At 70.0% G+C, this 12,090-nt stretch carries 9 protein-coding genes; 3 read left to right on the forward strand and 6 right to left on the reverse strand.

What is annotated here, in order from left to right; all coding sequences use genetic code 11:
* Positions 1 to 41 precede the first annotated feature (41 nt).
* Genes DM194_RS18115 through DM194_RS18130 form a run of 4 tightly spaced genes read right to left on the reverse strand, consistent with a single transcriptional unit; the run spans position 42 to position 3,483 of the window.
* Positions 42 to 485, reverse strand: coding sequence for a GyrI-like domain-containing protein (locus DM194_RS18115; protein WP_111068967.1), 444 nt, complete (start codon positions 483 to 485; stop codon positions 42 to 44).
* Positions 486 to 502: 17 nt separating this feature from the next.
* On the reverse strand, positions 503 to 1,309 hold the full coding sequence (locus tag DM194_RS18120) for an aminotransferase class IV (RefSeq protein ID WP_111068968.1): 807 nt from the start codon (positions 1,307 to 1,309) through the stop codon (positions 503 to 505).
* Positions 1,306 to 2,673: an aminodeoxychorismate synthase component I gene (gene pabB / locus DM194_RS18125; RefSeq protein WP_111068969.1), complete on the reverse strand. Its 1,368-nt coding sequence runs from the start codon at positions 2,671 to 2,673 to the stop codon at positions 1,306 to 1,308. The genes DM194_RS18120 and pabB overlap by 4 nt, the downstream gene beginning before the upstream one ends.
* 24 nt (positions 2,674 to 2,697) lie before the next feature.
* The gene (locus DM194_RS18130; RefSeq protein WP_111068970.1) at positions 2,698 to 3,483 is read right to left on the reverse strand and encodes an SDR family oxidoreductase; all 786 of its coding nucleotides are present in this window, start codon (positions 3,481 to 3,483) and stop codon (positions 2,698 to 2,700) included.
* Positions 3,484 to 3,912: 429 nt separating this feature from the next.
* Here DM194_RS18130 and DM194_RS18135 point away from each other — a divergent pair, with 429 nt between their 5' ends.
* Positions 3,913 to 4,593, forward strand: coding sequence for a hypothetical protein (locus DM194_RS18135; RefSeq protein ID WP_162630109.1), 681 nt, complete (start codon positions 3,913 to 3,915; stop codon positions 4,591 to 4,593).
* Between the two features lie 103 nt (positions 4,594 to 4,696).
* Here DM194_RS18135 and clpB read toward each other — a convergent pair whose 3' ends face one another.
* Positions 4,697 to 7,381 carry an ATP-dependent chaperone ClpB gene (gene clpB, locus DM194_RS18140; protein ID WP_111068972.1) on the reverse strand — a complete coding sequence of 895 codons (2,685 nt, stop codon included), beginning with the start codon at positions 7,379 to 7,381 and terminating at the stop codon, positions 4,697 to 4,699.
* A gap of 215 nt (positions 7,382 to 7,596) precedes the next feature.
* Here clpB and DM194_RS18145 point away from each other — a divergent pair, with 215 nt between their 5' ends.
* Entirely contained in the window at positions 7,597 to 8,535 is a 939-nt protein-coding gene (locus tag DM194_RS18145; RefSeq protein ID WP_425457304.1) for a LysR family transcriptional regulator, read from the forward strand.
* 45 nt (positions 8,536 to 8,580) lie between these two features.
* On the opposite strand, the gene DM194_RS18150 is transcribed toward DM194_RS18145, so the two are convergent.
* On the reverse strand, positions 8,581 to 9,201 hold the full coding sequence (locus DM194_RS18150) for an OmpA family protein (protein ID WP_246024449.1): 621 nt from the start codon (positions 9,199 to 9,201) through the stop codon (positions 8,581 to 8,583).
* A gap of 354 nt (positions 9,202 to 9,555) precedes the next feature.
* Here DM194_RS18150 and DM194_RS18155 point away from each other — a divergent pair, with 354 nt between their 5' ends.
* Positions 9,556 to 12,069, forward strand: a complete 2,514-nt coding sequence (locus DM194_RS18155; protein ID WP_111068974.1) for a cation:proton antiporter — start codon at positions 9,556 to 9,558, stop codon at positions 12,067 to 12,069.
* Positions 12,070 to 12,090: the final 21 nt, after the last annotated feature.

The raw sequence follows: 12,090 nt of genomic DNA on the forward strand, positions 1-12,090 counted from the left end.
GGAGGAGAATCCCCCTCCCCCCGGGAGAGGGCGACTCGCGGTCACCCCAGGGCCGGCAACTGCGCCGACAGGGCCAGATGCAGTTCGTGGCGACCGTCGGGCAGGCCGGGGCGATGGCCGAAGTCGAGGGCGATGCCGCTCACCTTCATGCCGTTCGCCGCGGCGTGGGCGTGCAGCCGGGCGAAGCCGTCCGGGATGGCGGAAACCGGGCCGTCATGGATGAGGCGCAGATAGCGGCCGGCCGCGAGGTCGACGCGGACCATGCCCGGCGGGATCTCCGTCGCCTTGGCCGCCAGGAAGCCGACAAGTTCGCGCCGCAGCCCGTTCTCCTCCGGCAGCGACACCGCCGCGAAGGAGGTCGCCCCGCTGTCGGCGGCGAACAGGCGCTCCCACGCCGCCGATACCGCCGCCGGCAGGTCTTCCGGGCTGGCCTCGACCATGAAGCCGATGGCGGTCAGTTCGGGATAGCTCACCGTTTCGATCATGACAGTCCCTTGCTTGCTTACAGGTCCGGGTCGGCCAGCAGCCGGGCGAGGACCGGGCCGGCGGATCCGTCGCCGACCGGACCGCCGTCCACCGACAGCAGCGGGCGCAGGCCCAGGCTGTTGGTCAGAATCGCCTCGTCGGCGCGGGCGAGGTCGTCGGGGGTGAGCGGCGCCTCGACCGCGCCGTGGCGCTCCAGGATCAGGGCGCGGCGGATGCCGGGAAGGGCGCCGTCGGCGACGGGCGGGGTCAGCAGCCGGCCGCCGACCGACAGGAACAGGTTGGCGACGCTGGATTCGGCCAGCCGGCCGGCGCCGTTCAGCAGCAGTGCCTCGTCGGCGCCGCGTTCCGCCGCCTCCTGCCGGGCCAGGATGGAATCCAGGTAGTTCAGCGACTTCAGCCGCGACAGCGGCGAATGCTCGTTGCGACGGGTGCCGCGGGCGATCACGGCGGCAGCCGGCGCCGTCATATGGGCGGCGGGGGCGGCCGTCATCATCGCCGTCGGGCGGGCGTCGGCGGGCGGCAATACCCCGCGGGCGCCGGTGCCGCGCGACAGGGTCAGGCGCAGCACGCCGTCCTTGGTGCCGATCGCCGCGATCAGCGCCGCCATCGCCCGCGACAGCGCCGGAAAATCATAGGGCAGCGGCAGGCGCAGCAGGGCGGCGCCGGCGGCCAGCCGGTCGAGATGGCGGGGCAGGTGGCGGGTTGCGCCGTCCTTGATGCGGATGGTCTCGAACAGCCCGTCACCCAGGGTGAAGCCGCGATCGGCCGGATCGATCCGCGCCTCGGCGGCGGGCAGCAGGCGGCCGTTCAGCCAGATGGTCATGCGACGTCCTCTTCCGCCAACTCGCCGGCGGCGCGCAGCTGGGCGCGGGCCTTGACCAGCATTTCCTCATGTTCCGCCGCCGGATCGGAATCGGCGACGATGCCGCCGCCGGCCTGGGCGATGACGCGGTCCTGCGTCACCGACAGGGTGCGGATGACGATGTTGCTGTCCATGGCGCCGTCGAAGCCGATCCAGGCGACCGAGCCGCAATAGGCGCCGCGGCGGGCGACCTCCAGCTCGTCGATGATCTGCATGGCGCGGATCTTCGGCGCGCCGGTGATGGAGCCGCCGGGGCAGGCGGCGCGCAGCAGATCGACCGGCCCCAGCCCCGGCAGCAGCCGGGAGGTGACGACCGACACCAGATGGTGGACGCTGGCGAAGCTCTCCAGCCCGAACAGCACCGGCACCTTGACGCTGCCGACTTCCGACACGCGCGCCAGATCGTTGCGCAGCAGGTCGGTGATCATCAGGTTTTCCGCCCGGTCCTTGATGCTTGCCGACAGTTCCGCCGCCGCCGCCGCGTCGGCCGCGGGGTCGGCATGGCGCGGGCGGGTGCCCTTGATCGGCCGCGTCTCGATGGTCCGGTCGGCGCGCAGCCGGATGAATCGCTCGGGCGAGGCGCCCGCCAGCCGCAGGCGGGGACCGCAGTTCAGGAAGGCGGCGAAGGGGGCCGGGCTGAGACGGCGCAGACGCTCGTACAGCGCATAGGCGTCGAGGGTTCCGTCCACGTCGGCCAGGAAGCGTTGGGTGAAGTTCGCCTGATAGATGTCGCCGGCGCGGATATACTCCAACACCCGGCCGACACGGTCGAGATAGTCGGGGCGCGCCAGTTCAGACCGCCAGCGCACCGGGGCCGGACCGGCTGATTGTTCCGGTGGCGGAACGGACAGCCGCGCGGCCATGCGGCGGGCGCGCTCCTCCGCCTCCGGCCGGGCGGCCACGACCCAGGCGCTCCGCGTCTCCCGGTCGAAGGCGGCGACGACGTCGTAGAGGCCGAAGGCCATGTCCGGCTGGCCCCCCGGATTGCCATGGCGGGAGCGCAACCCTTCCAGGGCCGTTCCGGCTTCGTAACCGATAAAGCCCACCGCGCCTCCGGTGAAGGGGACCGGGCCGGGGGAGGGCAGGGGATATGCTGCCAGCGCCCGCTCCAGCGCGTCGAAGGGGCTGCCGGGCTGCGGGGCGCCATCGACCAGCGTCCGGCCGCCGATGGACTCGACGGTCTGGAACGGTTCGGCGACGATATAGGAAAAGCGCCCGTTCCGCGGATGGGGCGCCGCGCTGTCGAGCAGCATGGCCCAGGGCTCGGCGGCCCAGGAGCGGAACAGGGCGGCGGGGTCGCCGCAGGGGATGGGAATGGTCAGCATGGCGGTGGCAATTTGGCCGGCGGCTCACATCAAGATGGTGGCGCCGCCGTCCACGACCAAGACATGGCCGTTGACATAGGACGCCGCGGCCGATGCCAGGAAAACCGCCGCCCCGGCGATCTCCTCCGGCCGGCCCCAGCGGCGCATCGGCGTGCGGTTGGCGAAATAGGCCCCATGTTCGGGATCGGCGGCGATGGCCGCATTCGTTTCGGTCGCGAAAAAGCCGGGCGCGATGGCGTTGCTGGTCAGGCCGAGCGGTCCGTATTCGGCGGCCAATGCCCGCACCATGCCGTTCAGCCCCGCCTTCGCCGAGGCATAGACGCTGTCGTTCGCCCGCGAGATCTGCCCGGCGACCGAGGAGATGGCGATCAGACGGCCCCGGCCCCGCGGCAGCATCAACCGCGCCGCCTCCCGCGCCAGGATGAGGGGAGAAGCCAGATCGACGTCCAAAAGAGCCAGGATCTCATCGTCGGTCAGGTCGGCCAGCGGTTTGCGGTTGCGCTGCCCGACATTCTGGACCAGCACGTCGAGCCGTCCATGCTCCCGCCCGATCCGGGCGAAGGCGTCGCGCACCGCCGCCCGGTCCGCCACGTCGAAGGCCAGTGCGGACGCGCGTCCGCCGTCCGCTTCGATCTCGGCCACCCGCGCCGCCAGCGTCGCGGAGTCGCGGCCGTTCAGCAGCACATGCGCCCCCGACCCGGCCAGTGCCCGCGCGATCTCCAGCCCCAGGCCGCGGCCGGACCCGGTGACGAGCGCCACCTGTCCGGCGAGCGAGAAAGTCGACAGATAGGGTGGGATCGTCGCGGCCAACTCTGCCTCCCAGGTTGTTGCGGCACCGCCGGTGCTTGGGGTCGCGGCGGACATTTAGCAGACCCGCAGGCCCGATGGCACCCCGCATGCTGCCGGGCGGCGAATCGGGGCGCAGGTCACGCCGGAACATCACCCGGCAGGCGCCATCCGGCAGCCCAGGCAGTGAGAAGCCGCTCTTTCACGGTTATCGTCCGGAAAGAATGCTATTCAAGGCTGCAGAGGTTTCGTGAAAGTATCGCCTGCAGGAAATCAGGTAATCACTCTCGATAATTGTCTGGTCGTCGCTCTCCACCTTCCGATGAAAAGCGGGCTGCTCGGGTGGTAGTACTTCTTTCTCTGATATTCCGTTATTTCGTATAGTGGGGTTGCGGAACAGGACCGCAAGCGTCCGCGGATGTCGGCGCACGGTTCGTCACAGGGAGAAAAGTCATGACACGAGCGCGTTCCAATGCGGTGGTCGGAGCCGTGAAGGCCGGCGACATCATGGTCAAGCATCGGTATGGAGTGGATGCCACCGGCATCGCCATCAAGATCGGTCAGCTGTTCAGCCGGGGAAAGTCGGACTTCGTCCATGCCGGCATCGCGAGTTCTCCCACGACCATCATCGAAATGGACGGTGACGGGCTGCAGGAGAACAGCCTGCTGATCAAGAACGCCAAGTACACCTACGACGTGTTCCGCTGCGCGATCCCCAGCATTGCCGAAGGCGCGGCGCAGACCGCCATCATGATGCGCCAGGGTGTGGCTCCCGGCGGCGGCTTCAACGCCGGCGGAACCACCCAGATGCCCTACACCATCGGCGGCGCCGTGAAGTCCCTGGGCCGGGGTGGCGGCGTTCAATCGACCGATCGCGTCAACACGCTGCTTGACCAGCTTCTTGCCGGTGGCAAGCAGGCCTTCTTCTGTTCCGGTCATGTCGTCTATTGCTATCTGGTGGCGATGGAGCAGGCGAACATCGCGATTCAGGGGAGCTTCCCGCTGCAGAACATGCAGGCGGTCTTCGGTATGGAAGCGCGTTACTACAATCCGTCCTTCCTGCATCAGCATCTCAGCAACAACCAGAATTTCACGCGGGTGGGCAAGGTCAGGGGCGGCGTCCGCGTGGGATGACCGGGCCGGTCGCGACACGGGCATAGCCATGAGAAAGGCCCCGGACGCGATGCATCCAGGGCCTTTTCCGTTACGTCCGTCTTCCGCTACTTCCCGATGCCGGTCAGTGGACCGACGCCTCCCGGCTGCCGGCGGTGCTCGCCACCGGCGGCAGGGCGAAGCCGAGCGGCGGGCGTTCCGGCGCCTTGAAGCCGTGCGCGCGGTCCTCCTCGACCACCACGCCGTCCAGCGCCAGCCGGCCATCGACCACCGACAGGGTCATGGTGGTCTTGCCCTCCACCTCCTCGTCGAGCAGCCGCTCGGCGATCGGATCCTCGACCAGTCCCTGGATGGCCCGCTTCAGCGGACGGGCGCCGAAGGCGGGATCCCAGCCCAGATCGCCCAGCCGCCGCTTGGCCGCCGCATCGGCCTCCAGGGTGACGCCGCGCTCGGCCAGCCGCTCGTTGACGCGGGCGAGCTGGATGTCGACGATCCGCGCCATCTGGTCGCGGCCCAGCCGGCGGAAGATCAGGACATCGTCCAGCCGGTTGAGGAATTCCGGCCGGAAGGCCTTGCGCACCGCGTCCATCACCTCCACCGTCACGCCGGCCATGTCCTCGTCGTCGCCCAAGGCGCTCAGCGCCTCGGCCCCCAGGTTGGAGGTCATGATGAGGATGGCATGGCGGAAGTCGGCGGTGCGGCCCTGCCCGTCGGTCAGCCGCCCGTCGTCGAGCGCCTGCAGCAGGACGTTCAGCACGTCGGGATGCGCCTTCTCCACCTCGTCCAGCAGCACGACCTGATAGGGCCGGCGCCGGATGCGTTCGGCCAGCGAGCCGCCGTCGTCATAGCCGACATAGCCCGGCGGCGAGCCGATCATGCGGCTGACCGCGTGCTTTTCCATATACTCCGACATGTCGAGCCGGGTGATCGCCGTCTCGTCGTCGAACAGGAAAGCCGCCAGAGCCTTGGCCAACTCGGTCTTGCCGACGCCGGTCGGACCCAGGAACAGGAAGGAACCGGTCGGGCGGCTGGGATCCTTCAGGCCGGCACGGGCGCGCCGCACCGCCTTGGACACCGCGCGCACCGCCTCCTTCTGGCCGACGACGCGTTCCGCCAGCTTGTCCTCCATGCCCTTAAGCCGCTGGCGCTCGCCCTCCAGCATCCGTTCGACCGGGATGCCGGTCCAGCGGGTGACGACGGCGCCGATGTCCTTGGCCGTCACCTCGTCGCGCTCGGTATTGGCGCGCGATTCGGCCTCGGCCAGACGCTTCTCCAGGTCGGGCACCACGCCATAGGCAAGCTCGCCGGCCTTGGCCCAGTCGCCGTCGCGCTGGGCGCGCTCCAGCTTGGTGCGGGCCTGGTCAAGCTCCTCCTTCAGGCGGCGGCCCTCGGTGCGGCGGGACTGCGAGGCGCGCCACTCCTCCTCCATCGAGGATTGGCGGGCTTCCGCCTCGGCCAGCTCGCCTTCGAGCAGGTGCAGGCGTTCCTGCGACGCGGCGTCCGGCTCGGCCTTCAGCGCCTCGCGCTCGATCTTCAGCTGGGCGACGCGGCGGTCGACGGCGTCGAGCGCCTCCGGCTTGCTGTCGATGGCCATGCGCAGGCGGCTCGCCGCCTCGTCGACGAGGTCGATGGCCTTGTCGGGCAGCCGGCGGTCGCCGATGTAGCGCGCCGACAGGTTCACCGCCGCGACCACCGCCGCATCGGCGATGCGCACGCCGTGGTGAACCTCGTACTTGCCCTTGATGCCGCGCAGGATCGACACGGCGTCGTCCACCGACGGCTCGTCCACCGTCACCGGCTGGAAGCGGCGGGCCAGCGCCGCGTCCTTCTCGATGTACTTGCGGTACTCGTCGGGCGTGGTGGCGCCGACGCAGCGCAGCTCGCCGCGCGCCAGCGCGGGCTTCAGCATGTTGGCGGCGTCCATCGCCCCGTCGGTGCGGCCGGCGCCGATCAGGGTGTGCAGCTCGTCGATGAACAGGATGATGCGGCCATTGGCCTCCTGCACCTCGCTCAGCACCGACTTCAGCCGTTCCTCGAACTCGCCGCGGAACTTGGCGCCGGCCAGCAGCGCGGTGAGGTCGAGCGCCAGGACGCGCCGGTCCTTCAGCCCTTCCGGCACGTCACCGGCGGCCAGTCGCTGGGCCAGCCCTTCGACCACGGCGGTCTTGCCGACGCCGGGCTCGCCGATCAGCACGGGGTTGTTCTTGGTGCGGCGGGCCAGGACCTGGATGGTGCGGCGGATCTCGTCGTCACGGCCGATGACCGGATCGAGCCGGCCCTGCCGCGCCTCTTCCGTCAGGTCGCGGGTGTAGCGGGCCAGCGCCTCGCCGGCCGTCTTCTCGGTCTCCGCATCGGCGGGATGGTCCTTGCGCTGGGCATCGGCGGCGGCGGCCAGCGCGTCGGCATCGACGCCGGCGCGGCGGAACAGCGCGCGCAGCGGGCCGCTCTGGCGGGCGAGGCTCTCCAGCAGCCGTTCGGCGGTGACGAAGCGGTCGCCGCCGTTGCGCGCCGCCGCGACGGCGCCCTGCAGAACGGCGGCCAGCGCCGGCGACATGTAGAGCGGCTGCGGGCCTTCGCTGGCACCCGGCTGGACCGGAGCGCGGGCAAGCTGTTCCTCGGTCGCGGATTTCAGCAGATCGGGATCGCCGCCGGTGTCGCGCACCAGGCGCGCCGCCACGCCGCTGCCCTCGTCGATCAGGGCCTTCAGCAGATGTTCGGGGAGAAGCTGTTGATGCCGCTCGGCAAGGGCGGCGATCTGCGCGGCCTGAATGACGCCACGCGCACGATCGGTGAATTGACCGAAGTCCATCCGGCACTCCGTTTCCATGGTCTTCCGCCCAGCCATCGGGCGCGGAACGGCGCCCCCGCGGTCCGCAAAATGCGCGACCGGCCGGCGCCTGATGAGTAAATGGTTAACGGATTTGCGGCGATCAAGAGGGGCCCAAGCCGGGGATGCGGCAACCGTAGGGAAGCGGAAGCCATATTGACACACGATGCCCATCCTTCCCTTCATAGCGCCTTGGTATGGACGGCAAGGGTTCCGGCGGGATGGACGTGCGGCAGCTTCGCTATTTCCTGGGCATCGTCGAGCATGGCTCGATCTCCCGCGCGGCGGAGGCGCTGCGGGTGGCGCAGCCGGCGCTCAGCCTGCATCTGAAGCGGATGGAGGAGGATTTCGGCTGCCAGTTGGTCCTGCGCACGGCGCGCGGGGTGGTGCCGACCGAAAGCGGGCGGCGGCTGGCGCAGCGGGCGGCGGCGCTGATCGAGTCGATGGACGGGCTGCGCGACGAGGTGCGCGCGGTGGAGGCGGTCCCCGCAGGTCCGGCGACCGTCGGCATCCCGACCTCGCTGGGGCCGGTGCTGACCGTGCCGCTGGCGCTGGCGGTGCGCCGCGCCCATCCGCAGATCCGGCTGCGGGTGGTGGAAGGGCTGTCCGGCCACATGCTGGAATGGGTGCTGTCGGGGCAGCTCGATCTGGCGCTGGTGTTCGGCGCCGAGGAGATGGCCGGGCTGGAGACGGAGCTGGTGGCGCGGGAAAGCCTGCATCTGGTCGGGCCGGTGGACGACCCGCTGCTGCGCGGCCGCAGCTCCATCCCCTTCGCCGAGGCGCTGGCCCTGCCGCTGATCCTGCCCGGACGCCCCCACGGCGTGCGCGAGGAGGTGGAGCATGCCGCCCTGCTGGCCCGCGCCCGCGTCACCGTCGCCATGGAGATCGACGCGCTGGAACAGATCAAGGCGCTGGCGGCGGAGGGCTGCGGCTATACCGTGCTGTCGGAGCGGGTGGCGCGCTATGGCGCGGTGGCGGATCGCCTGACCGGGCTACCCATCGTCGATCCGCAGATCGACCGCACCATCCTGCTCGCCCATGCCGCCGGCCGGCCGATGCCGGTCGCCGCCCGTGCGGCGCATGTCATCCTGCGCGACATCCTGGCCGGGCTGACGCAGGACGGCGGCTGGCGCTGAACCGCCGCCGCAGCAGTAGCAGCCGCCCTGTCGCTTCGGCAGCGGTCAGGAACCGAGATTGACGATTTCCACCCGGCGGTTGGCGTCGCTGGCCGGGTTGGCGGGGTCGAGCAGCTGCTGGGCTCCGCGGCCGATCGCCACCAGCCGGCCGGGCGACACGCCGAAGCTCCGGGTCAGGTAATCGCGCACCGAGGCGGCACGCCGCTTCGACAGGGCGAGGTTGTAATCGGGGTTGCCGACACCGTCGGTGTGGCCGGTCAGCTGGAAGCGGTAGGCGGCGAGCTCCGGCGAGGTCAGGGCGCGGCCCAGCTCGTCGAGGATGCCGGTGGCCTTCGGCGTCAGCTCCGCCGAGTTGAAGGCGAACTCCACCTGGAAGCTGATCCTCGGTGCGGCCTTCGGCTTCGCGGCGGCGGGAGCGGGAGCGGCAGCGGGGGAGGCGGGCGCCGGCGGGGGTGCCGCCGGTTCCGCGGCGGCGCCGGTGCCGAGCGCGAGGCCGCGGGTCCTGGGCTTCCCGTCGGCCGGGGGCGTGTCCGGCCGTAGGGCGCGGATGAAGTCCTCGGTCGTGGTGGGGGCGACGGTCGGTTCGGTGGCGGCGGCCAAGCTGCCGCATGCCAGCAACAGCGCCAATCCGGCGAATACCGGCCGCAAGACTCTGACTGTCCCCATCCTCAACCCCTCCATCCTCACGCCGGCCGTCTCCGATTCGGGAAAAGCCGGCAGCATGGTAATCGACCGCGTGTCCCGCTTCCAGAATTTGAGCTTCGGGTTGTGCTCTCCCGAGCCAACTCAGCCATGAAAACCCGCGTCGCCGTTTTTCCGTCGACAGCTGCACCGCGATCTCGCCGATCGTTTTCCGCGAGTTCCGCCGGGACCAACCGGCGCGCGAGGTGGCCCCGATCCGGTGGAGGCGGCCCGCCGTCAGGGACCATTTTTGCCGCAGGACTCCGTGGTTCCCGGTCTTGCCCCTGCCACAGCGCGGCGATACCGTGCAGCCCCCGCCGCAGCCGTCCCGGTTGGAACATGCACGACATCGTCATTCAAGTCCTCGGCGTCGCCGGGCTTCTCATGCTCGTCAGCTTCCTGCCGCCGCTGGCCGCCCGCTTCCAGATGCCCTACACGGTGCTGCTGGCGGGCGTCGGGGTGGCGCTGGGCGCCGTGATCCAGACCTTCGCCGGGCCGACCAACGACCCGTTCCACGATTTCCTCAATTCGCTGGCCGAACTGAACATATCGTCGGACGTGCTGCTGCACATCTTCCTGCCGATCCTGCTGTTCGAATCGGCGTTGGCGGTCGATGTGCGGCGGCTGTTCGACGATCTGTGGCCGATCCTGCTGATGGCGGTGGTTGCGGTCTTCGTCTGCACCTTCGCCGTCGGCTATGCGGTCAGCCTGTTCACTCCGCTGGGGCTGGTCGCCTGCCTGCTGCTGGGGGCCATCGTCGCCTCCACCGATCCGGCGGCGGTCATCAGCATCTTCCGCGACCTCGGCGCGCCGCGGCGGCTGACCACGCTGGTCGAGGGCGAGAGCCTGCTGAACGACGCCGCGGCCATCGCGCTGTTCACCCTGCTGCTGGAAATGCTGACGCGCACCTCCCATGGCGGAGTGGCGGCGGCTTCGCTGGATTTCCTGCGCGACTTCATCGGCGGCGTCGTCACCGGCTACATCTGCGGCCGCATCGTCTGCATGCTGGTGGAGCCGATGCGCAACCAGCCGATGGCGGAAATCACGCTGACGGTGGCGCTGGCCTATCTGTCCTATGTGATCGCCGAGCATTACGTCGGCTCCTCGGGCGTGGTCGCGGTGGTGACGTCGGCGCTGGTCGTGGGGTCGGTCGGCAAGACCCGCATCTCCCCCGCCACCTGGGGCGCCATGGAGCATGTCTGGCAGCAGCTTGGCTTCTGGGCGAATTCGCTGATCTTCCTGCTGACCGCCATCCTGGTGCCGCGCCTGATGGCCGACGCCGGATGGGCGGAGGTCGGGCTGGTCCTGGTGGTGGTCGCCGCCGCCACCGCCGCGCGGGCGGTCGTTCTGTTCGGCCTGCTGCCGGTGCTGTCCTGGGCCGGTCTGGCGCAGAAGGTCAGCAATTCCTACAAGACGGTGATGCTGTGGGGCGGCCTGCGCGGGGCGGTGTCGCTGACGCTGGCGCTGGCGGTTACCGAGAATTTCCGCGTGCCGGATCCCGTCCAGAGCTTCGTCGCGGTGATGGTCACCGGCTTCGTCTTCGTCACGCTGTTCGTCAACGGCACCACGCTGCGCTGGCTGATCCGCGTGCTGAAGCTGGACGAGCTGACGCCGGTGGAGCGCGCCATGCGCAACCGGGCGCTGGCGCTGTCCACCGACAGCATCCGCGACCGCGTCGCCGCCGTAGCCCAGACCTATGAGGTCGACGGCGCCGTCAAGGACGTGATGATCTCCCGTTACGAGGAGCGGCTGAAGAAGATCGACCAGGACAGCGGGGACGAGGCGAAGCTGACCGACGAGGACCGCGTCACCATCGGCCTCGTCATCCTGGTGAACCGCGAGGAAGAACTCTATTACGCCCACTTCTCGGAAGGCATGGTGTCGCGCGCGGTGATGGAGTTGCTGGCCGGGCGCAGCGGCCGGCTGCTGGACGCCGTCAAGGCCCAGGGCCGCAACGGCTACCGCGCCTTCGAGGAGCCCTTCATCGCCGTCTCGCCCTGGATGCGGGGGGCGAGCTGGCTGCAGCGCCGATTCGGCATCCACCGTCCGCTGGCCCGGCGCCTGTCGATGCGCTTCGAGGTGCTTGTCGCCGTGCGCACCGTCCTGCGCGAGCTGCTGGCCTTCACCCGCGACCGGCTGGCCCGCGTGCTGGGGCAGGAGGTGGCGTTCGAGCTGGAGGGATTGCTGGTCGGCCGGCTCGGCATCGTCGAGCAGGCGCTGTCGGCCCTGAAGCTGCAGTATCCCGACTATGCCGTGGTGCTGCAGAGCCGCTACGTCGGCCGCGCCGCCCTGCGGCTGGAGCAGGCCGACTATCGGACCCTCTACGCCGAATCGATCATCAGCCAGGAGGTGCTGACCGACCTGGAGCGCGACCTGGAGCAGCGCCGCCGGGTGCTGGAGCGCCTTCCGAAGCTGGATGTCCGCTTCGACGTGGCGGATCTGGTGCGCCGGGTTCCGCTGTTCGCCGATCTGCCGGCCGAGCGGGTGACGACCATCGCCACGCTGCTGCGGGCGCAGCTGGCGCTGCCGGGCGAGACCATCGTGCGCAAGGGCGAGCGCGGCGACGCCATGTTCTTCATCGCGTCCGGCGCGGTCGAGGTGCTGGTGCCCAATCTGGCCGAGCCGGTGAAGCTGGGCACCGGCGATTTCTTCGGCGAGATGGCGCTGCTGACCCGCCAGCGGCGCAATGCAGACGTGCGGGCGCTCGGCTATTGCCAATTGCTGGTGTTGGATGAGAAGGATTTCCGCCGGCTGGTGCAAAAGGACGCGGATCTGCGATCCCACATCCAGGCGGTCGCCGAGGCGCGCCGGCAGCCGACCCAGTCGTCCCCGGCCGCCTCGGCGGTGAGCTGACCGCAGGGGAAGGGATTTTTT

Origin of the sequence: Azospirillum ramasamyi, from assembly GCF_003233655.1 — a bacterium.
In the GTDB taxonomy this organism is placed as follows: domain Bacteria; phylum Pseudomonadota; class Alphaproteobacteria; order Azospirillales; family Azospirillaceae; genus Azospirillum; species Azospirillum ramasamyi.